Origin of the sequence: Limnohabitans sp. Bal53 (assembly GCF_003063355.1) — a bacterium.
Lineage (GTDB): Bacteria > Pseudomonadota > Gammaproteobacteria > Burkholderiales > Burkholderiaceae_C > Limnohabitans_A.
In genome coordinates, this window is record NZ_NESH01000004.1 from 246,605 (window position 1) to 269,696 (window position 23,092).

A 23,092-nucleotide genomic window follows, 5' to 3' on the forward strand; every position below is an offset into this window, starting at 1 on the left:
TTTTTTACACCGAGATTGGGCGCTTGAACCCAGAATACCCCGGGTGGATGGTTCGGAAATGGAGTGATTTGCGCAAAGCCCAAAACGCTGAGCTGACATGGCAAGGTGTGCAGGCCATCGAATCGGCAGTCTCGCAAAGCCCCTACACCGAGAGCTGGAAGAAGCTCCTGGGCGACTCGGCGTATAGCCAATTGCTCGGCTTGCTGCAAGCAACGGTCAGTGTCAATGACTTGATCGATGACGCTCAGGGCCACTGCACCCACATGCCATCACCGGCCCTCAAAAACCATGTCCAGGCCATCATGCAAAATCTCGGAAGATCTACAGTCAAAATGAACACAAACAAAGAACTCAGCCGCTCAGAGCAAAGTGCATACGGTGCCGTTTTAGGAGCCTTGACGGGGGATGCTGCTGGTGGAGTCCTTGAATTCCTTGGCCATCAACCCACGCCCAAAGAGTGTGAGCAGGCTTTTGACATGCCTGGTGGTGGGGTGTTTGACTTAGCTCCGGGGCAGTTCACCGACGACGGCGAGATGACTGTCAGTTTGCTCCGGGCATTGGTGCTCGGTCAGGGCCAATACGAACCGCTGACAGTGGCCAAAGCCTACGGCGATTGGGAGGCATCTCACCCATTTGACATTGGCAACGCCACTTCCAGCGCCCTGCGCATTCCCAAGTCGGAGCGTAATGGGGTGAGGGCGGCTGACTTGATCGCAGAGCAAGCGCTGGACTACAACAGCGAATCCAAAGCCAATGGCAGCTTGATGCGTGCAACACCATTAGGGATAGCAGCAGCCAACATGACGCTAGAGCAAACCGTTGCTATGGCCTGTGCAGATGCACGCTTGACCCATCCAAATCCTTCTTGCCAGGTGTCCACGGCAGCCTATGTGCTGGCCATCCGCCATTTGATACAGAAACCAGGGGATCACAAGGGAGCATTTGCAGCTGCACTGAGCCACGCTCAAAGTACCAGCGAAGAAGTCAGCCAGTGGCTGCAAGATGCCCAAGAAGGCAATCTGCCACCCGCGCACCCCATGGCCGGGTTTGTCCGTTACGGTTTCACCTATGCGTTTTATTACCTGTACAGAGCCACGCCTTTTCAAAAGGCCATCCTCGAAACACTGGTCAGGGGTGGAGACACGGACACCAACGCCTGCATTGTGGGCGGCCTGTTGGGGGCTCTGCATGGCATGGACAAAATCCCAAAGAGCGCGCTGGACAAGGTTCTTGCTTGTGACACACGACATGGCCAACAAAGACCTTCGATTTACACCATTGAGCCCGTCCTAGGGCACCTGAAAAAGTTGTCGCAACATTCCCTGGGTGAATGAAAGAACACATGAAAGAAACAGAAGCCAAGCCCGCCCTGAGAATCAGTCACATTGTTTATGGGCGGCAAGCATCAGGAAATCGGGTCTCATACTTGGTCGATCCAAAAGGGGCAGGTGATGAGCGAGCAGTCCCAGAATCTGTTGTCCTCAAGCGGTGGAGAAAACGGCAGTTTCCAGGCCACACCTTTTCTGGTGAACGGTTAAGTTCTACGCTGTGGCGTGCAGTAGCAAAAGCTTTTGGGACCAAGGCTAAAGCAATTTCCAAGCTATCCCTTGACCAGATTGCCGCCACTGCAGATAAGAGTCGTGAGTTGCTGAAAGGGGACGGCTACTTGAAACTGGCCAGCCCCCAAACCCTGCATGCCTTGTTTGCAGTTTGCGGACCAGAGCGCTTACAAGCCATTCTGGACAAACACCTGTCCGACGAGCACAAGGGCAAATCAGGCATTCCGGATCTGTTCTTGTACGCGACAAGCCACAGCACGGGTCTGCCGACCATTGCCCGATTTGTGGAAGTCAAAAAGCCTGAGGAGGCTGTCTCTGCTGTTCAGATGGCAGAAATTGCATTCCTCAATCAATTGGGGCTGCATGCGCGGGTGTTGAGGTTGGTGGAAAGGGAATAACCTACCCCCTGGCTTTTTGAGCATTTTGGGTATCTTTTGTCGTGAGGTTCTGAGGTTTCACCATATTGGTAGGCATTCCCAAAGCCCGTTGTATGGAACATAAAGATATTCATTTGGCTGTTGGCCAGAACAAGGCTGACTCTTTCAATACCCTAGTTTCGATTTCTAGATCAACGGTATCCAGTAAGTTACCAAGCGCTGACATTGCTGAGTCTCTCCAGTTAGCGATTACTTCAGCATCAAATGTTCCATCCGGGGGGTCTGCTTTCAGATTGCAGAGGCTCAGCGATAGAAGCACCTCCCAATCACGAAGTAATCTGTGAACGCCTTCAGCGCCGGTGATTCCAACGATTGCTCGCCGCGACTGTGTCGCCACATCGGTCACTCTGCTCGACACGTCGACCACCATTATCGGATCGTCAAGGCCATCGACGGCACAAACTGTCCCAGCGAAACGCTTAGCCTGATTCAATGCCTTCTCAAGTAGCGGATGCCCTATGCCCATCAAGTCCGCCTGACTAGGTGCCTTCCGATCGAAGACCAGGTTGTCGTAGGACTTGCGAATGGCGTGGCTGGTGAGCCAGTCCTCCGGAGTTCTGAATGACAGCGCGGCACCTTCCACCTTCGGCCGGCGGCGGTTCAGGGTCAGAACATTCTGGAAGAACGGCATGAGGTCTGGCAGATCAACTGGTGGTACGTCCTTCAGATCCGATAGGTCGAAGCTCTCCGCATGGCCTATGAGGTCGCGAACGGTCTGTATAGCCGATTCGCCACCAAGCGTTCCAGTAGTGTTGTCAAACCATGCGTCCAGCTTCTCACGCTTGACGCTGATCGCACCGGAGAAGAGGTCGTCGAACAAGCCTTCGCCACTCATACCCAAAACGAGCTGCATCAGATCCTCAGGCTCGTCCATCGCAGACCCGAGCGCACGCATGATGCTGTTGAGCTTTTGCTCAAGCTTCTGCCAGATCATGGCCTCGACCGTGTCCGGGTTCCTGAGGGACACCACTTGAACTGGGCGCTGCTGCCCGTAGCGGTTGAGTCGGCCGACACGTTGGTGCAGTCGCATGGGGTTCCAGGGCAAGTCGACGTGGATCAATGCACTGCACCGCTCCTGCAAGTCGATGCCCTCGCCGCCAGCCTCCGTCGATACAAGGAATCGAATGCGACCGGCATTGAAGGCATCGCACATGTCTTCACGGCGTCCCGCCAACTGGGTTAGGCGACCGTCTGGCAGCCTGATGCCCTCTAGGCGGTCGTCCCCATTCATGAATCCCACCGCGCCCTGGCCAAACTCCGCCATCAAGGCACTGATGACAAGCGCCTGGGTCCGCTTGTACTCGGTGAAGAGCAACACGGGCTCATTGCCAAACCGTTGCTTGATGACCTCGATGATTCGGACGATGCGTGTCTCTGAAGTCACCTGATCCGCAGCGGCAATGAGGTCTGAAAGGTATCGACCCTCATCTTCCATCAGGCGAAGTCGAGCCTGCTTTTCATCCCGCAGCCAGCGCTGCAAGGCCTGTTGGGCCTCGTCCCCGTCACCTTCATCAATGGCTGCAAGTTCCGACTTCGACTTTGCGGCCTCCGTCCCGAGACGTTTGATCCGCGTCTGCAGCGCGGCGACAACCGCCGCAATGGAACTCGAAGCGAGCTTCTGAAGCGCAATGAGCACAAGCATCACTTGCCCTCCCTCAGTTCGACTGAGGGACGTCGCGTATGCCTTGCCAGCTAGGATGAACTCGGACATCAGCTCATAAAAGGTCTCTTCTGGTGGCGAGTAGGTGAATGTCTCGGGGTGCTGGACCACTGGCTTGAACAGCCGCTGACCCTTCATGTCAGTTGCCTTCTGTTTGGCGTTTCGGATAAGGAATCTCGGAAGGGCCTGGAGCATGCCGCCTTCGTTCTTCTTGGGGCCGAATACGTCGGCATCGAGCAGACTCATCAGCGACCAGAACCCAAAGTTTTTCCCTCGATGAGGCGTGCCCGTGAAAAGCACGCAGGAGGTCACCTTGCCAGCCCTGTTCAGCTTTTCAACCAGCTCGAAGCCGAGTGTCTTTCCGGTTTCCTCGTCAGCGTTGAGGTGATGGGCCTCATCGATGACCACCATGTCCCAAACAGGCGCATCAAGCAAGCGGTCGTGCCGGCCGTTTCGGTCCGCGCGCAGGGTCGGCATTGAAGCTACGACGATCTGGTGAATGCCCCAGAAGTCGGTTCGATCTGTGTCCAGATCCGTGTGATACGTCGCCGCCCGGATGTCGAACATCCGCTTCAGTCGCATCTGCCACTGCCCAACCAGCTTGGCCGGGCAAAAGATCAACACCCGCTGGACCTTCCTGCTGGCAAGCAAGGGCCAGAGCAGCAGACCGGCTTCGATTGTCTTTCCCATGCCGACATCGTCAGCGATTAGCAGACGCATCGGCCAGGAACGTAGTGCACGGTGGCAAACCCAAAGCTGATGTGGAAGCAGCGAAATACGCGACCTCGTGAACACGCCCCAAGCCGCATTTACCGATGTGATCACCTCGGCCTGCACTCGCGCAGCTACTTCAAGCGAAGGCGCCAGCTGCCCTTTTTTCAGCGCCTCGGATACAGAGGCGACAGGCGTCAGCTCTTTCGTGAAGACCTGCTCGATGCCGTGAGCAAATCGTACGACGGTCGTGTCTCCATCCGTGAGAAGCACGGTGCCTTGTCCGTGCCGAGCGTGAAGCACCAAGGCATTCGCCTGGTAGGTCTTGCCGTTGGTCGTCACAGTTGCTCCTTCTGCTCTAACGTTTCGTCGGACTCCATGAACGATCCGTGCTCTGCCCATCGCTCAGCTTCTCGGCGCGCCGCCTCGTTGGTCGTTATGAGTTGAAGCGGAATGTCATACGCCCCCGAGAAACATGCCGCCTCCTCGCCTAGCTCGGACACCAGGACACGGTAGATGTCGCCGCTGGACCTGAGATCGGTGTGCCCAAGTCGAGCCATCAGCTCGAGCACCGCACTTCTTGGAGCAAAGGCAAGCTCGCGCGCAACATCCGAGGACAGGATTTCGAGACGAAGCAATTCACGAATGACCAGGTGCTGACCCAGCCGAAGCATGCCGCTCAAGGTGGGCGCCTCGATACCTGAGCCACTTAGGCTGGGGTCCGACGCTGGCGAAAGCAAAAATTTGGCTAACTTCGAGTCGCGGCGATCCAGCGTCTGAAACAGATGAACGTAGGTATCGAGCCATCGGGCGATCCGATACAGCCTCGGAAAGCTGTCCATCCACAGCTCGAAGAGGGTGTCGGTCTGCTGACCCTCGCCGTAGGCCCGAAGAATATCCATCCAAGCCTCAGCGCCGACGTCGGGATGCACTTCGCAGATCGTCTGCCACCAGCCCTTGCTGCCCAGAAAATCGATGAAGCCACGATGCTGTTGATCCGTAACGCGACCGTAGCGGCGGAACAAGCCCATGCTGAACAGCGTCATCCAAGCGGTTCTATCGTAAGGCTCTGCCTCTTTGAGTGCGCTTCGATCGACGCTCGCTGGCCAAAATTTGCGGTCGAACTCGGCCAGCCACTTTTTGCTGTTATCAGACCACCAGCCATGAATCGAGGTTAGGTCGAGACTCGGCGACAGGTCCGGAAAGTCCTCTTCGTCGGTTGCCGCCAGCCCGAGTTTGGTCAGCAGCAGTCGGCGCTCCTCTGTCGACAACCCACCCAAGGCAAGTGAATCCTCTTTCAACGCGAACAGCCATCCGCCCAGGTGACTACGCGCTCGCAGGAGTTGAATGACTGGCCCGTAAATATTGCGAGCCAGCCATGTGGCGGCCGCGCATTGCGGGTCGTCTCCAGTGGCGGATATACACCAGCCCGCGAGCATGGATGGGTCATCGCTCCACACGGGCAGGTATTGCTCGACGAAACGAAATGCCGGGCAATCAGCCACGTAGTCGCGGTGCAGAACAGCCTTGTCCGGCGCAAATCTGCTCAGAAGTTGGTCCTCTGGACCATGCCCTCGAATCAACGACTTTGCGGCAACCCATGTGCCGGCACGGGAGCGCAGCGAAAGCGAAGCCATCTCTGCGCGCCACCTGTAGGGCTCGCCAAGATTGCTCGGCCAGACACGAATGACCTCGGCTAGGTTGGCTACCTCTGCCGGTGGCAATTGACCGCAATCTAAAGCCCCCACGACCTGAGCCAAACCGAGAGCAGGAATGCGCTCTTCCTCTGCCAAACCGCTGCGCTGCAGCCACCCACGAACCTGTTCGGCGCACCATCCTTCAACGGGGAACTTGTCGACGAATAGCTCCCACCGGAGCAACTCAGGGGCGACGTTCGCCAGGTAAGTTAGATTGACCGACAAGCACAGACTTTTGACATCGGCCAAGGCCGCATCGTCCCCTTTCAGTCCGTTTGGAATCCGACCCGTCCGTTCCACGACGTTGCGGACAACGCTGCAGGCGAAGGTGTCGAGCAGCCGCACGTCCATCGCTGAATCTTGCTCTGGTGGCTCTCCAAGAAGCTTCTCCCACAGACCGTACCAAAAGCTGGCCGGCGACACCGACTGGGAGCATCTCATCGCGGAGGCCAGGACAGGCCAGCTCGATTCCGACTCGGTTTGCAAGTCAATCAGGACCGGCGAGACTTCGTCCGCGAGTGTCTTCGTCAGGGTCGTGTTGATGAGTGTGGCAGACTTTCCCAGCGCCAGCGTCGCGCGTCCTGTGTCGATCTGAAAGGCCGCGTTCAACAGAACGCCACGGGCGGCTGTTCCGCGGGTCGGCGCTGTCACCCAGGTGGCTGGAACAGCAGGTTGGGCTTTGCGGTCGAATTCCTCGATGCCGCCTGGTCCAATACGAAGAACGACACTGCCCGAAGGGGCTCTGAATACAAGGATCCCGGAGTGGACGCGCCCGCCGTCGACGGGAAGCGCCACAGATCCGGTCTCGATCTGCCTGCCGCTGCCCAGCCGAACGATTCGGGGTTGCCAGGTGTGAGGCTCCTCACCCACCACGACACAACGAAGCTTCCGAGCGAAGACCGGCAGAAGCCCAGCAAGTCCGGCGAAACGCTCCGTCACCTCAGAAGCAGCACCCCGAGCATCGAGCGGCAATTCGATCAGCGTTCCACGCAGCGCGCGCTGACTGGGTGTCTGCACCGCTTGCTGGAACTGTTTAGTTGCTGGACTCGCCTTCCATTTGCGCGGAAGGCATCCTGCCACCACGTCAAAGCACAGATCACCGCTCCAGACACGAGGTGTACTCGATGCGAGCAGCACGCTCTTGAATCCAAGTCCGAACTTTCCGGTGACTCCCTCGTCTTCGTCCTTCGCCGACGCTCCCAGCATCAACATGCGTTCGAGATCGTTCGCGAACTCTGCCTTGTAGCTGGCCAAACGACCAGCGTAATTGATAGGGCGACCCCAGTGGGCGAAGCGGATCATCCGGTCCGACGACTGCATGACGAAGCGGCCTATGGCCTCCGCGTCGAACTCTAGGCGGCCGTCGGCCTTCTGCAGATGCTGCATCTCGATGACGGCGTCATCGGCATTCTGAAAGACCTCGAACGGGATGCTGGCTACTTCGTACTGGTTGTGCGTGACCCGAGCCTTGATGCCAGCCAGCACAGCGCCCTGCACTTCCTCATCGGATTCGACCAGCGCGGCAAGGTCTGCGAGGGCACTTTCCAGACTTGCTGCTGCGCCAGCACTGCTCCGGCCCGCCCGCTTGGCGCTGGCCGCACCGCGTCTGGCTTCGTCCAGGCTCGCCAACGCCTTCGCCAGCGTCTTGTTCTTTCCGATACCGGGCAATGAACGCAAGGACTGGGGAAGCCCTTCCAGTATCAGGCCGCGAGCCACGTCAAGCGTAACCTGGTCCGCCTCGTCGGCAAGGGCAAAAAGCTCGGAGAGGTTGGCGTGCTGCTGGTTGTAGAGATCCTTGAGCAGTGATTCTCCCGTCCGCATCAGGATGTCTCGCTGCTGCTGGGGATCTTTGTCCATGAGCGTGGTCGCAGGGCGCAAATGCACCCGGCAGGTGAAACCCTGCCAGCGGTCCGTCATGACGAACAAGGTCTGGAGCTCATCTACAGGTGCTATCCGAACCTGAACTGCGGCGCCAGTCAATGACTTCGCGCTCACGTGGTTGCCGCTCAAAACGGCAATACGAATGGTCAGCGTACTGAGCGCCTGCGCCAGCGTCTTGTTACCCATCCACTTGACCCGCCGGTCAAAGCCATCCTCTTGGCCCGGGTCTCGCCAACCAAGTTTGGCGAGATAGTCCTCGTATGCGATTGGGTCGAGCCAACTCTTCGCGAGAGAGGCGACCCGCTCTCCGAAAAGACCTATGACGGCACCCGCAGCAGGCTTGACACTGCTGGACACCAAAGGCTCGAAGTACTCCTCTAGCGACTGCTGCAGTTGTTCCTGAGCAGCGCCGCCCACTTCACCCGGCAAGTCAGCCGGCTCGAGCGTTGGCGTCGAACGGTTGTCAACAGCGATTCCGTCCAAGGATTCGAACTGTTTGTCGTTCACGACAAGCTCAGGCATCACGCCATGCACGCCAGCCACGAGGTCTGCGGCGGACACCCATGTTCCGGCCTTGCTTAGCAACCGGAGTTCCGAAAGCGACTTGCGGAGCTCTGGCTCGGAAGCGCTGGCGCGCCACTCGCTCAAGTAAATGCCGAAGACCTCGCGCACGGGCGCACTCAGTCCCAGCTCGGGAATTTGGGTCAAAGTTCGCCGGCATATATCTGCAGACAGCTGTTTTGCGACCTCGGGAACCAGATGCTTCTCGACCGAATCGATCGAGGTTGCGACCGTCGCCCGCTCAAGAATTCTCCATGCGGGCAGCAGGTCGATGGAGACCAAGGTGGACATGTATTGCTGCAAATCACGATAGCCGGTACGTGCTGCCCGACCTATCGAAAGGCCGGCCTCAGACATCAACTGCCCCAGAACCGGTAACGCTTCTTCCCCGCTGCTTACTTGAGTTAGCAGTGCCGGGAAGGCGGGGTGAGCCCGGAGCTCGGCGGACAGGTCGTCCGGGCCGGCGTATGCATAGTCACATCGGCGTGCAAGGCCTCTGATTTCAGCGTCGAGATTGCTGATACGGATGACACTGTTCAATGCAATTGCTTCACCGGTTTCCAGCGGCAACCATGCCGTTTCACTCCAGGCCTGCGGCAGTCGATCAGCAAGAGTTCGATTTGCGCCCAACAGGTCCATCAGGTAGCGCCAATACTGAACAGGGCTCGCTGCTCTCAAGACGGCTGACGCGGCGGTCGTCGCGTCCCAGGTCCGCAGGAATCGCTTCTGCTGCCGCTTATGGTCATCATCGTCGGATGGTTCTACGAACCGAACGCCAATACTCAGGCCATCAGGGAGCTCAGGGTCTCGGCCTAAGAAACATTCAAACTGCACGGCACCGCGGTGACCGCTGAAGTCCCTGTGAAGCGGCAGGCGCATCCAAGCGTGCTCCTCCACCACCCGGCCGAGCAGCAGATCGATCTCCTCGGAAGTGAATTCAGCCGCGTCGACCCGGCTGAAATCGTTGCACACGCGAAGACGATTCAGCACGGAGGTCTCATCAACAGCTTTGACGTTGAGTGGCTGTGCACACTTATCCGGTATGGAACTACACAGGTTATCGGCCAGCACTCGCCACGGCGCCTCATCGACCATTCGCCATAGCCTGACCCAAGGTGACTTCTGACCAACCGGATCCTTCCACAGCACATCGCTACCAAGATAGTGGTCCGGCGATCCGTGCAGCAGGTATCGAACGCCTCGGACGACGATTGGATCGTCGAGTTTCGCGGTTGCGACCATCGTGAGGAGGTCGGCACGCTGCAAGTTGTCGCCAAGCAGCGGCGGCGTCGCCTGTGCACCCGCTGCACGCAACACTGCCTCGGGATCTTCAGAGCTGGGTATCCTGCCAAGGCCATCCTCCCGCACCCCATCCACATAAGACGCGACGAACGGGCGAACCACGAACACTCGGAACTCGGGGAGGGCGCGAGCCAGCTTCTGGACGAATCCCAAAGGCCGATTGGGATCTGAAACCTTGAAGACCCGCCCTCGGCCATGGGACTCGGTCAATTCGGCCAGTGATACGACCTCGATATCGCCATCCGCACCTTTGTAGGCACGAAGCACCTTGTGGCGGCTGCACTGGCGCAGCAGCGATATCTGCCTAGTCTCGTCTCCAGCTGCTCGAATGACGCGCTCTGAAACATCAAGTAGCTGAGCCTTGGTAACGCCACCTGAGTGGGATTCACTCAAGTCGTGCCGCGTTATGGCCTCCAACCAGGCACCGAGGTCTGCATCGCTTGTGATTGTTGTCACGCCTTCTGGACCCAGATCGCCAGGTACTGGCAGCGCGCTGGTCGAAGCGCTCAAGAGGGTCCGATAGAGTGCCTCAGGCAACGCCCCTTTGGCTGCATGATCCTGTGGACCAAATGTAAATATTCGGTCTGGCGATAACAGTTGAACGATGCGTTTGAAAATTTTCCTGTGCTGGCGGACGTCGACTAAACGGACCGCCTGTAGGCACCTTCTCAAGAGTGCGACCAATGCATCTTGGATTTCGCCAGTACGGATGTAACGCGCAGCCTCCATCTCCAAAAAATTCGCTAGATATTCTAGGTCTGTCCCACTTTTCAGTAATTGCGTATCAATGCCCTGAAATGCATGAATCAGAAGACTCGGCTCCCAGGTACTGTGGCCGATCGTGAGACTAGGGGCCGCGACATCTGCAAACGCATATCCATTCAAAATTGCCAAGCTTGGCATCACTCGCCACGGCCTCTCTGGATCGTGTAGTGGAGGAGTCGGTAATGGCAAAACCGGTTCAATGGCCGGCTCCACGAGCTCCCATCGCGACCCTGACTTCGTCAGCCGCCGAATCCATGCAAAGCGCTTGCATATGAATTGCTGAAACGACGGATAAAATGCGATGCGTGATCCCGCATCGCCCGCCGCAGCGCACTCCACTATGGCGCGGGTCAACGCAGCTATGTCGTCATCTTTCAGTCCAGCTGACTTGACGTATTCCGAGAGTGCCGGGAGGAACTCTGGCAGCACGGCCTGCTGCGCTAATGACTGGTTCCATTGCTTCAACACTACGTGCTGAGATGGGCTTTCTGGCAAGACTTCACACCGATTGTCCAAAGCGTCCATGTCGGCGATACCACGACGACCGGCATCAACGAAGAATTGACCGTGCAGAACGATTCGATACTCCCGGGAAGATCCTTGTATCCAGGCTTCGTAGCTGAAGCGCTGCTCCTCGGCCGGAAGGAAAACGGCCCACTGCAGGGACAGTCGACCAGCACGTTTGTCTGCATGAGAAAACATCACGGCTGCTTCGGCGACCGCCTTGTCGGGTCTCGGCTCGCGTGTCCCAGCTTCCGTGATGACCATTGACGTCGGCCAGCTCTTAGCCGCACGCAGCGTCCCGAAAGGCTGAGCCGCACCTGGAACGCGTTGACGAACCAGAAAGTGCATGTGCTCAGAGCGCGGGCGATCATCCCTGACAGTGCCAGATATCTGAACGTCGTCAGTCTCGTGATCCAGCCGTTGATCCGAAGGATGCGATTCCAGCTTTACCGTGAACGGTTCACGCATGTCAGCCCCGGCAAACCTTACTTTTTTCAGATTTCTCAGAAGGGGCAATAGTCCCCCGATGCGTTGATCGGTGCGGGGGTCTGAGAAGAAGTCAAGGTCTTCTGCGGGGTTATCACCAGGATAGCGTTCGATGATTGCAGCCATGGGTCGTTCGTCTGAGCGAGGAACATGCGACTGCTGACGCAGAGGAACCCACAACAGGAACCAATCTTGACCGCTGGATGCCTCGGGCTGTGCTCGAGCAACCGCCTCTAAGCAGCCTAAATCTTGGTCTGTTACGGTCTCCCACTGCTGATGCATCTCAGCGCAGTCATAGTCTTCAGCACGCCAAGGGTTCAGAAAATCATGACTGAGTTCACCCCCATGACTTGCCAGGTAGAAGAAGCTCTCACAGAGGTGGAAGACGCTCTTCATGCCGAGACCGAACTTTCCGATCGCTCCTGAGTCACCCGCCTTGGCGTTCAGTCCAAACGAGCGAATTGCGCGGCGATCGCTTTCCTTGAACCTTCCATCATTGAGCACCCAAAGAGCAGGGCCCTTGAGCAGCATGTGTTGAGCAGTCTCGGCATGGCCAGCGTGAAAGCCAAACGCAAGGGACTTTGCGCCAGCGTCATCGGCGTTCTGCACCAGTTCCTTCAGGATCGGGAATCCGCTCTTGTAGCGATCACGTAAATTGATTGCTATCTGATTGACGTAGTCGGTAGTGAATCCTGTCACTTTTTAATTCCTTCGATAAGCCCTTGATTTCGAATAGTTCCATTCCAAACGGACGAAAAAATGACTATGTCCGATTTTGACAAGCGAGACACGCCAGCCGCAGCAAAGTTAGGTGTTGGTGTCCTCATTCGAAATCTCCCTCTGATTTCGAAGGGAGCCATTCGCCCAGGAGCGAGCCAGGGATTAACGAGACGCATATGCCCGAAGTCTTGCCGGCAGGTAAACAAGGTGGCCAGTCCAATAAGTAGATTCCCATTCCCGAAAAGTATTCTGCCAATGGTTGTGATGCAGCTTGGCCAAACATGTCATACTTCTCGCCTAGATCAGCCACGACGAGAAGCCCAATAGTGTTCGGATGAGCATGGGTAGCTGTTTTCAAAGAGGATTGAAGTTGCTCTAAACCGGTCTTCAAGCTTCCTTTACTTGCGCTCGCTTTAACTTCTAGAAGTACCGTGATTCCGTTGGCGGTCTCAAAAACGCCATCAAGCTCTCTAAATCGAACAACTAAACGATTACGCTGATCTATCGCTTCCCACCGTAGGACTCGTAAATGCGTTGGCGATAAGAGTAGATTCAACTCCTGGCGAATCCTACCTTCGACAAGTTGTGTGAGTTCAAGTCTAGGGTCCGCTGTCTTGGCTCCCGAATTCACCTTGGCAAGGAAAGTGTGGTTCGCCATGTGGCGACAGTAGCTATGAGCATGGAGTGGTGGCAACATTACGCCCTTGATTTTCGCCATTTGCCGCCTTCGTGTCTTCACTCGATTCATGTGGAGGGACCGCGCGGTGGGTGGTCCAGTCATTCTTGTATTGTCATGTATGACAAGCTCACCGTATGAGCCTTCTGAGACCAGTCGGTTGGCATTAGCCAAAGTTGTGCAACCAGGACAATGCAGGCATTTGGACGGGCCTAGGGTTTAAAGGCTGGAGGAATAGAAAAAGTCCACGCCCCTGGTTTTTTGAACAGTTTTGGAGGCTCTTAGCGTGAGCCTTTAGGGTTTCACCATGGTGGGTTGATAACTTTGAGGACCACCATGTCTGCCTACACAAACCGCGAGGCGTGGCTGCTTGCAGCTGTTCAACTGCTCAAACCAATCTTTGCAGCAAAACGCTACCTTGTTCCGGACGACGTCCAAGTCTCTTGCGGATTTGCCAGCACCGGAACACGCAGTCACCACATCGGGCAGTGCTGGTCCCGCGGCAGCAGCACCAATGAAAGAAATCAAATCTTCATTTCCCCAGCCCTTGGTGACCCTGTCCAGGTTCTGGACACACTGGTTCACGAGCTGGTCCATGCTGTGGACAATTGCGAGCACAAACATGGCAAAGAGTTCAAAAAAATCGCGCTGAGTGTGGGCCTAGAGGGGGCAATGCGCAGTGCCAGTGCAGGCAAGGCACTCAAGGAGCAATTGATCAAAATTGCTGACGCATTGGGTTCCTATCCGCATGGGCAATTGAAGGTCCACCATGTCCGAAAGATCTCCGCCCCACGTCCCCGTGCACGTTGCAAAAGCTGTGGCTTTGAGGTGCCCATGTACAAAAAGTTCCTGACCTTTGGGCCGCCGTTGTGCCCTCAGCACAAAACAGTGATGGAGCAGGTTGGCCCTTGGGAGGATTGACTTTCATTCAGGGCAATTTGGAACGCTGTGTGTTTTCGCCTCGGCTAGCATCTCATTTTAAAAATCCTCTTTGATGTTAGGAGTGTAAAAAAATAGGACAAATACATTCACTTTTATGCCTTGCATCTTCAGTAAAAAACTTTCTTATATTTTAAAAATCTTGTTGCTACTTTTAAATTTCCGTGTATGATTGACGCATCAACACACAGAAAGTGATCAATGGCACACACCAACTGCACATTCCAATCGGCTCGTCATTCACGCATCCTGAAAAGTAAGGCCTCTCAACATGCCGCAAAACGAATCCAGCAACGAGGCATCTCCAGCGACTGCATTTCTTTGATTCTTGCCTTCGGCGTGAAAGAACACGATGGCATGGGGGCGGTTCGTCACCTCATGACCTGTAGTGCGATGGAGCGGCTTTGCGCAACAGTCGGTCAGTCGGCACAAATTGCAGCCCTCGCTGGCATGTATGCCGTTGTAAGTACCACTGACGACACGGTAATCACCGTGGGCCATCGCTACCAATAAGGATCTTCATGCTTCTCAAATACTCACCGATGTACCAGGCCATGCATCGTCTGGACGATGTACTGCGACAGAGTGCGGCTTATTCGCCTTACGGGTCTGAGCAGTTACTAGCGTGCATCGCACTCGCGAAACTCGCCTCGAATCAGCGTCTGGGAATCGCATTGGACGATCTCCTCAAGCAGTCTGACTGGTCGGCGGCTAAAAATTCCGGCTTGCCTTCAAGCGCCATCAAGTTGCTGACGAACTTATTCAGCACTTCCAACAGGATGGCATCAGAAGCAGCCGTCAAAGCCTTCGAAACGATAGAGAAACTTTCACTCGAATTAAGGGATGCACCAAACAGCGCGTGGGATGTTTTGCCTTACATCAGCGCAGCCGACCGAAAGACATCCCATTCCGGGGAATTTTTCATGGCGCAGCCTGTCGTCGAACTTATGTTGGACATGCTTCGGGGTGAACAGGGCTCGGTTTGGGTTCCATTTGATGCGGGTGGTCAAATTGCCATTTCGGCTTATCGACGCGGCTTTCATGTCAACACCGCCTCAATTACTGGCAACACAAGCCTGACCGCTGAACTTTTGTTCTGCATCGAAACAGCTGGTGTCAGTGATGAGCGCATCACGTCAGAAGTACCGCGCGATGGAAACGGGCGTCCTACCGTTTCAGCTGACTTTGTATTGGCTGTTCCGCCAACTGGCGGTCACTCAAGCTCACCCAGTTGGCAGCAGTGGCAATCAACGGATACGGGTTCATACGACCGTTCTGAGGCGTGGGCTGTATCGGAGCTTTTACAACGTGCCCGTCGTCGCCTGATCGTCCTGACATCCCACACATGGCTTTTCTCAGCAGGGCAGGAAAAGCGTCTCCGCCAGGAGCTGATCAATAGCGTCTCGCCTTCTCTTGAGTCAATTACAACGCTGCCTGGTGGTGTTTTTTCATTCTCAAATATAGCCACGGCTATCGCGTGTTTTGATGCCTCTAAGCAAGGCGCAGCTATTCGAATGACCAACCTCGCAAAGGAAGGGGACGAGCGGAATTTGAGTCTCTTGGATCTCGTCGATATCGGCCGCAAGATGACCATCGGCTTCGACGGCGAAAACAAAATCAGCCGCATGATCAGTGTTGAAGAAATCAGGGATGCTGAGTACGTCCTTCTCCCTCAGCGGTTGTTGGGTAGGGCCATGTTTAACGGTGGGAACACCATCCTGCTGGGTGATATCTGTACAGCAGTGCGCCCAACAACTCCCTATAAAGGTTCGGACCCTCTCCGTGTTCTGGAACTGGGAATCCCGCAACTGCGTGATGCGAAGTGGTCGGCGATCGGTGACGCCTATCCACATGAGCCTAAAACGATCAACGTCAAGCCAGGTGAAAAAAACGATGTTTTCCTTCGCCTTGATGACATCCTCGTGTCTGTAAAAGGCAGTTTGGGTTATGCGCGCTTGGTGTCTTCTTCATACGGCGTTAAGGCGATTCGTGCTGTTGTCTCAAGCAGTTGCATTGCGCTTCGCTTTGACCGAAGCAGTCAATCGACAAGTATGACGCCCCACTATCTGTTGATGTACCTCCGCTCAGCTGAAGGCCAGGAACAGATCAAGTCTCTTCAAGTGGGTGCCGCAATGCCTCACATCAGCGTTCAGAGTCTGCTGAACTCAGTTCGGATACCCATTCCTACAGCGGACGAAATTGCTTCTGTTCATGGAGATTTTGAAAAGCTCTGTTCACTTGAGGCTCAAATCGAAAGTCTCGCTCAAGATATGGGGTCAATTTCAGAGTCCCGCTGGTTTGTCAAAATGGCATGAAGCCGAATCAAAAAATACAAAGCAACAACCCATAAAAATGATCGACGACATCAAAAAGACCCTCTGGGCATCGGCCGACAAACTGCGCGCCAACATGGACGCCGCAGAATACAAGCACTTGGTGCTCGGCCTCATCTTCGTCAAATACATTTCCGACGCCTTCGTGGCCCGCCAGGCTGAACTGAAACTGCGCTTGCGCGACCCTGCCGACGAGCTGTTTTATGGCGATGCCGCCGACGAGGACATCGCCGCCGAGCTGGAAGACCGCGACTACTACACCAGCGAAAACGTGTTTTGGGTGCCCGAAGGTGCCCGCTGGGAAGCCCTACGCGCTGCCGCGCCCCAGCCTGACATTGGCAAACGCATCGACGATGCGCTGAGCCTGATCGAAGCCGACAACCCCAAGCTCAAAGGTATCCTCGACAAACGATTTGCCCGCGCCCAATTGCCCGACGGCAAGCTGGGTGAGTTGGTCAACCTGATCTCCACCATCGGCTTTGGTGACGACCCGTCGAAGGCCCGCGACATCTTGGGTCAGGTGTACGAATACTTCTTGGGCATGTTTGCCAGCGCCGAGGGCAAGCGGGGAGGGCAGTTCTACACGCCGGCCAGCATCGTCAAAACACTGGTGGCCGTGCTCTCGCCCAGCAAGGGCCAGATTTACGACCCCTGCTGCGGATCGAGCGGCATGTTCGTTCAGTCAGAAAAGTTCATCGAAGACCACGGCGGCAAGCTGGGTGATGTGTCCATCTACGGCCAAGAGGCCAACCCCACCACCTGGCGCTTGGCGGCCATGAACCTCGTCATTCGGGGCATGGACTACAACCTAGGCAAAGAACCCGCCGACACCTTCACCCGCAACCAACACCCCGACCTGCGGGCCGACTATGTGCTGGCCAACCCGCCTTTCAACATCAGCGACTGGTGGCACGCCAGCCTGGACGGTGACGCCCGCTGGGAATACGGCACGCCCCCGCAAGGCAACGCTAACTACGCCTGGTTGCAACACATCCTGCACCACCTCAAGCCCACGGGCAGGGCGGGCATTGTGCTGGCCAACGGCAGCATGAGCAGCAGCCAAAACAGCGAAGGCCAAATCCGCGCTGCCATGGTCGATGCCGACGTGGTGGAAGTGATGGTGGCCTTGCCCGGACAACTGTTCTTCAACACGCAAATCCCTGCGTGCTTGTGGTTCTTGGCCAAACAGAAAAAGCGCAAGGGCGAAGTGCTGTTCATCGACGCCCGCAAACAAGCCACCATGATCAGCCGTGTGCAAAGCGAGCTGACCGACGAAGTGATCGAGCGCATCAGCCAAACCGTGGCCGCGTGGCGTGAATCCAGTCATTGCGAGGAACGAAGCAATCCACTCCCCGTTTACCAAGACATTGCAGGCTTTTGCCGCAGCGTGCCCCTGGCCGAAATCGCCCAACACGGCCATGTGCTCACCCCCGGCCGCTACGTGGGGGCCGAAGAGGTGGAAGACGACGACGAAGCCTTTGCCGACAAGATGCAAACGCTCACCGCCAAGCTGGGCGAGCAAATGGCCAAAGGCGCAGAGCTGGACGCGCTGATTCGGAAGAAGCTGGGGGGGCTGGGGTATGAATTCTGAGTGGCAGCTCACAACCCTTGGTGAAATTTGCACTGAGCAAGGCGGCGCAATTCAAACAGGCCCTTTCGGTAGTCAGCTGCATACATCCGACTACAAAGAAATAGGCATTCCAGTTGTAATGCCAACAAACATTGGTGATGGTGGCATCTCTGAGGATGGCATCGCGCGAATTGACCAATCAGACGTTGATCGACTCTCACAGCACAAACTAATGCTGAACGATATTGTGTTTAGCCGTCGTGGCGACGTGACGAAAAATGCTTTGATTCGTGAGCATGAGGTTGGATGGTTTTGTGGCACTGGTTGCTTGAAGGTACGCTTGGGAACTGAGCGCATTGCAAACGCGAAATTCATTTCACACTTCTTGCGCTTGCCTGATACCAAGGACTGGTTAGTACGGCACGCTGTGGGTGCAACGATGCCCAATCTGAATACAGGAATTCTTTCAGCGGTCCCGATTAATCTGCCGCCTATATCTGTTCAGCATGAAATCGCAGCGATGCTGGGTAGCATGGATGATCGCATCACCCTCCTGCGCGAAACCAACACCACCCTCGAGGCCATCGCCCAAGCCCTGTTCAAGTCCTGGTTCGTGGACTTCGACCCCGTCCAAGCCAAGATGCAAGGCCTCGCCCCCGAGGGCATGGACGAAGCCACCGCAGCCCTGTTCCCAGACAGCTTTGAAGAGTCGGAGTTGGGGGCTGTGCCGAAGGGATGGCGATTTTCAAATCTGGGTAAGTCGTTCGAGTTAATCATGGGGCAGTCCCCACCTGGAGATACTTACAACCAAAGTGAAGACGGATTACCTTTTTACCAGGGAAGAACTGACTTTGGTTTCCGCTTCCCAATGAAAAGAATTTATTGCAATGCCCCCACTAGATTGGCAGAGGTAGGCGATGCATTGGTTAGCGTTCGGGCACCAGTTGGGGATGTCAATATGGCGATTGAGCGCTGCAGCATCGGGCGTGGTGTTGCTGCTGTTCGGCATCTAAGTGGTTGCATTGGTTACACCTTCTATGCGATGAAAAACTTAGGCACCCATTTCAAGAATTTTGATTCAGAGGGCACTGTATTTGGTTCAATCAACAAAAAAGACTTTGAGTCATTACCTGTTGTTGTTCCCAGTCAAGGTGCATTGATTGCATTCGATGAAATTTCAAAAGCACTTGATGGAAGTATCGAAATTAACGAGCAGAAAATTAGGGCACTAGTGGAGATTCGAGACAACTTACTCCCCCGCCTAATCTCAGGCCAGCTCAGCATCTCAGAAGCCGAAGAGGCGCTTTCATGACCGAAGACCAACTCGAACAAGAAGCCCTCGGCTGGCTGACCTCGGTCGGTTACACAACGCTCAACGCCCGCGAACCGGATCTGGACCCGCGCCTGGTGCGGGTCAGCAGCCGCGATGTGGTTTTGGTGCCCTGTTTGCGTGCAGCCATTGACCGGCTCAACCCTGCCGTGCCTGCCGCCGCCCGCGAGGACGCTTTTCGGCAAGTGCTCGACATGGGGCAGCCTGCTTTGTTGTCGGGCAACCGGGCGTTTCACCGGGTCTTGGTCACGGGTGTGCCCGTGCAGTACCAAAAGGATGGGGAGACGCGGGGTGACTTTGTGCGCCTGGTCGATTGGCAAGACACTGCCCGCAACGAGTGGCTAGCGGTGCAGCAGTTCACCATCAAGGGGCCACGCCACACACGCAGGCCCGACATCATTTTGTTCATCAACGGTTTGCCGCTTGTGCTCATTGAGCTGAAGAACCCGGCCGATCTGAATGCCGATATCTGGAAGGCGTTTGACCAGATTCAGACCTACAAAGAGCAGATAGCTGATGTCTTCACCTACAACGGATTGTTGGTGATTGCCGATGGCACCGAGGCCCGCATGGGTTCGCTGTCAGCCACGGCCGAGCGCTTCATGCAGTGGCGCACGATTGATGGTGTGGCGCTGGACCCGCTGGGCAAGTTCCAAGAATTGGAAACCATGGTACGCGGCGTTATGGCCCCTGCGTTTTTGCTGGACTACCTGCGCTTTTTTGTGCTGTTCGAGGACGACGGCAAGCTGGTCAAAAAGGTGGCGGGCTATCACCAGTTTCATGCCGTACGTGCAGCGGTAGAACAAGTGGTGCACGCGGCCAGCACGCTCGACGACATCTGGCGCGGCAAAGGCGGCGTGGTGTGGCACACGCAGGGCAGCGGCAAGAGCATCACCATGACCTGCTTTGCCGCCCGCGTGATGCAAGAGCCTCGGCTGGAAAACCCGACCATCGTGGTCATCACCGACCGTAACGACCTGGACGGCCAGCTGATGGGAGTGTTCAGCCTGAGCCAGGATTTGCTGCGCGAGCAACCCCAGCAAGCCCGCACGCGCCAGGAGCTGCGCGAGCTACTGGCCAACCGGCCTTCGGGCGGCATCATCTTCGCCACCATTCAGAAGTTCATGCCGGGCGAGGATGAAGACATATTTCCGATGCTCAGCCAACGGCGCAACATTGTCGTGATCGTCGACGAGGCGCACCGCACGCAGTATGGGTTTGAGGCCAAGCTCAAAGGCAAACCGGGCCACGAAACGTACCAAGTCGGCTACGCCCAACACCTGCGCGATGCGCTGCCTAATGCCACCTTTGTGGCCTTCACCGGCACGCCCGTGAGCAGCACCGACCGCGACACGCGGGCCGTGTTTGGCGACTACATCCATGTCTACGACATGCAGCAGGCGCAAGAAGACGGCGCGACTGTGGCCATTTATTACGAGAGCCGCCTGGCCAAGCTGAGCCTGAACGAGGCCGACATCACGCACCTGGACGCCGAGGTGGACGAGCTGGCCGAGGACGAGGAAGAGGGCACACAGGCCAAGCTCAAGAGCCAGTGGGCCGCTTTGGAAAAAGTCGTAGGGGCCGAGCCGCGGATTGCCAGCGTGGCGGCCGACCTGATAGCGCACTTTGAAGAGCGCAACAACGCGCAAGACGGCAAAGCCATGGTGGTGGCCATGAGCCGCGAAATTTGTGCGCACCTCTACAACGAGATCGTCAAGCTTCGCCCCGACTGGCACCACGACGACCCGGAGCAGGGCGCGATCAAGATCGTGATGACAGGCAGTGCGAGTGACAAGCCTTTGCTGCGCCCACACATCCACAGCGGCCTGGTCAAAAAGCGTTTGGAAAAGCGTTTCAAAGACCCGCAAGACCCGCTCAAGCTGGTGATCGTGCGCGACATGTGGCTCACGGGTTTTGATGCGCCGTGCGTGCACACCCTGTATGTGGACAAGCCCATGAAGGGCCATAACCTGATGCAGGCCATTGCACGGGTTAACCGCGTTTTCAAAGACAAACAAGGCGGCTTGGTGGTCGACTACATCGGCATTGGCGAAGACCTCAAAGCCGCCATGAAGGAGTACACCGCCAGCAAGGGCCGAGGCAAGCCCACGGTGGATGCCCGCGAGGCGCTGGCCGTGATGCTGGAAAAGCTCGACGTGCTGCAGTCCATGCTGCACGGCTTCGACTATTCGGACTTTTTGACGGGCGGGCACCGGGTGCTGGCAGGTGCGGCCAACCATGTGCTGGGCATCAAGTCAGACAAAGAGCGCGACGGCAAGAAACGTTTTGCCGACCACGCGCTGGCCATGAGCCACGCGTTCAGCCTGTGTTGTACCTTGCCCGAGGCCAAGGCGCACCGCGACGAAGTCGCCTTCATGCAGGCGGTCAAGGTGATCCTGACCAAGCGCGACGCCAGTGCGCAGCGAAAGAGCAACGAAGAGCGTGACCTGGCCATTCGCCAGATCATCAATTCGGCCGTGGTGTCGGGCGAGGTGGTGGACATCTTTCAGTCGGTGGGCCTGGACAAGCCCAACATAGGTTTGCTGGACGAGGCGTTTTTGGCGCAGGTGCAAAACCTGCCCGAGAAGAACCTGGCGGTGGAGCTTTTGGAGCGGCTGCTGCAGGGCGAGATCAAGAGCCGCTTTGCCAGCAACGTGGTGCAAGACCGCAAGTTCAGCGACATGCTGGCCGACGTGATCCTCCGCTACCAAAACCGCAGCATCGAAACCGCGCAGGTCATGGAAGAGCTGATCGCCATGGCCAAGAAGTTCCGCGAAGCCGCCAACCGGGGCGAGCAGCTGGGCCTGCACGACGACGAGGTGAAGTTTTACGACGCGCTGGCCAACAACGAGTCGGCCGTGCGGTTGCTGCAGGACGAAATCCTGAAAAAGATCGCCCAGGAACTGACCACCAGTTTGCGGGCCAACCTCAAAACCGATTGGTCAGAACGCGAAAGCGTGCGGGCGCAGCTGCGTTTGATGGTCAAGCGGATTTTGCGCAAATACAAATACCCACCCGATTTGGAAGACGCCGCCGTGCAGTTGGTCTTGGAGCAGGCGCAGAGTTTGGGTGAGGACTGGACTCAGTGAAAAGGATCATGACATGAACACATACACAACATTCGAAAAAATCAACCTAGCAAAAGGAGGATGTCCTAAATTTTGTGTAAACGGTCAAATGGCAGGAAACTGCCGAACATCCAGAAAGATGAACCATGACCGTAAGCAACGAATTGATCGACCAGCTGCTCGCTGGCTACAAAAAGCCTGAAGACCTCATCGGAGAGAACGGCCTGCTCAAGCAGTTGACCAAGCGCCTGGTCGAGCGTGCCTTGGAGGCCGAGATGACCGAGCACCTGGGCCACACCAAGAACGCCAGCGTGGCCAACGCCTCTGGCAATGCCCGCAACGGCAAAAGCAAAAAGACTCTCAAAGGCGACTTTGGCGAGCTGCCCATCGACGTCCCACGTGACCGCCATGCCAGCTTTGAGCCCCAGATCGTGCCCAAGCACCAGACTCGCTGGACTGGCTTTGACGACAAGATCCTGTCCCTGTACGCCCGGGGTATGACGGTTCGGGAGATTCAAGGGCACCTGCAGGAGATGTACGGCACAGAGGTCTCCCCCAGCCTGATCTCCTCGGTCACCGATGCTGTGATGGACGAGGCCAAGGCCTGGCAGGGCAGGCCACTGGAGGCGCTGTACCCGATCGTTTATCTGGACTGCATCCATGTCAAAACACGGGATTCGGGGGTGGTGCGAGCCAAGGCTGTCTATCTGGCACTGGGCATCAACATGGCGGGCGAGAAGGAAATCCTGGGCCTGTGGATCGCCCAAACCGAAGGGGCCAAGTTCTGGCTGCAGGTGGTCACGGAGCTCAAGAACCGGGGCGTGGCCGATATCTTCATCGCCTGCGTGGATGGCTTGAAGGGGTTTCCTGAGGCGATTGAGGTGGTGTAACTG

Annotated in this window: 11 protein-coding genes and 1 pseudogene; 9 read left to right on the forward strand and 3 right to left on the reverse strand. The window is 56.6% G+C overall.

The window, feature by feature from the left end; all coding sequences use genetic code 11:
* The first annotated feature begins 23 nt into the window (after window positions 1–23).
* Window positions 24–1,334 carry an ADP-ribosylglycohydrolase family protein gene (locus B9Z50_RS12455; RefSeq protein ID WP_158270680.1) on the forward strand — a complete coding sequence of 437 codons (1,311 nt, stop codon included), beginning with the start codon at window positions 24–26 and terminating at the stop codon, window positions 1,332–1,334.
* Between the two features lie 8 nt (window positions 1,335–1,342).
* Window positions 1,343–1,957 (forward strand): VRR-NUC domain-containing protein, encoded by a 615-nt coding sequence (locus tag B9Z50_RS12460; protein WP_158270681.1) that lies wholly within the window; start codon window positions 1,343–1,345, stop codon window positions 1,955–1,957.
* Window positions 1,958–2,066: 109 nt separating this feature from the next.
* Here B9Z50_RS12460 and B9Z50_RS12465 read toward each other — a convergent pair whose 3' ends face one another.
* The 3 genes from B9Z50_RS12465 to B9Z50_RS17470 form a co-directional block, all read right to left on the reverse strand.
* On the reverse strand, window positions 2,067–4,709 hold the full coding sequence (locus B9Z50_RS12465) for a DEAD/DEAH box helicase (protein WP_199221734.1): 2,643 nt from the start codon (window positions 4,707–4,709) through the stop codon (window positions 2,067–2,069).
* A complete protein-coding gene (locus tag B9Z50_RS12470) occupies window positions 4,706–12,262 on the reverse strand; it encodes a sacsin N-terminal ATP-binding-like domain-containing protein (RefSeq protein WP_108364817.1) in 7,557 nt (2,518 codons plus the stop codon). Before B9Z50_RS12470 ends, B9Z50_RS12465 begins: the two co-directional genes overlap by 4 nt.
* A gap of 124 nt (window positions 12,263–12,386) precedes the next feature.
* On the reverse strand, window positions 12,387–13,001 hold the full coding sequence (locus B9Z50_RS17470) for a hypothetical protein (protein ID WP_146183206.1): 615 nt from the start codon (window positions 12,999–13,001) through the stop codon (window positions 12,387–12,389).
* Between the two features lie 294 nt (window positions 13,002–13,295).
* Here B9Z50_RS17470 and B9Z50_RS12475 point away from each other — a divergent pair, with 294 nt between their 5' ends.
* The 7 genes and pseudogenes from B9Z50_RS12475 to B9Z50_RS12505 all read left to right on the forward strand — a co-directional run.
* Window positions 13,296–13,880 carry a SprT-like domain-containing protein gene (locus B9Z50_RS12475; RefSeq protein WP_108364819.1) on the forward strand — a complete coding sequence of 195 codons (585 nt, stop codon included), beginning with the start codon at window positions 13,296–13,298 and terminating at the stop codon, window positions 13,878–13,880.
* Window positions 13,881–14,099: 219 nt separating this feature from the next.
* Window positions 14,100–14,411, forward strand: a complete 312-nt coding sequence (locus tag B9Z50_RS17475) for a hypothetical protein (RefSeq protein ID WP_146183207.1) — start codon at window positions 14,100–14,102, stop codon at window positions 14,409–14,411.
* 8 nt (window positions 14,412–14,419) lie between these two features.
* Window positions 14,420–16,213, forward strand: a complete 1,794-nt coding sequence (locus tag B9Z50_RS12485) for an N-6 DNA methylase (RefSeq protein WP_108364823.1) — start codon at window positions 14,420–14,422, stop codon at window positions 16,211–16,213.
* A 37-nt stretch (window positions 16,214–16,250) separates the two neighbouring features.
* Window positions 16,251–17,822, forward strand: a complete 1,572-nt coding sequence (locus B9Z50_RS12490; RefSeq protein ID WP_108364825.1) for a class I SAM-dependent DNA methyltransferase — start codon at window positions 16,251–16,253, stop codon at window positions 17,820–17,822.
* Window positions 17,812–19,113: a restriction endonuclease subunit S gene (locus B9Z50_RS12495; RefSeq protein ID WP_108364827.1), complete on the forward strand. Its 1,302-nt coding sequence runs from the start codon at window positions 17,812–17,814 to the stop codon at window positions 19,111–19,113. The genes B9Z50_RS12490 and B9Z50_RS12495 overlap by 11 nt, the downstream gene beginning before the upstream one ends.
* Window positions 19,110–22,220, forward strand: coding sequence for a type I restriction endonuclease subunit R (locus B9Z50_RS12500; protein ID WP_108364829.1), 3,111 nt, complete (start codon window positions 19,110–19,112; stop codon window positions 22,218–22,220). The genes B9Z50_RS12495 and B9Z50_RS12500 overlap by 4 nt, the downstream gene beginning before the upstream one ends.
* A 125-nt stretch (window positions 22,221–22,345) precedes the next feature.
* A pseudogene (locus B9Z50_RS12505) lies at window positions 22,346–23,086 on the forward strand (IS256 family transposase); the annotation flags it as partial.
* Window positions 23,087–23,092 lie beyond the last annotated feature (6 nt).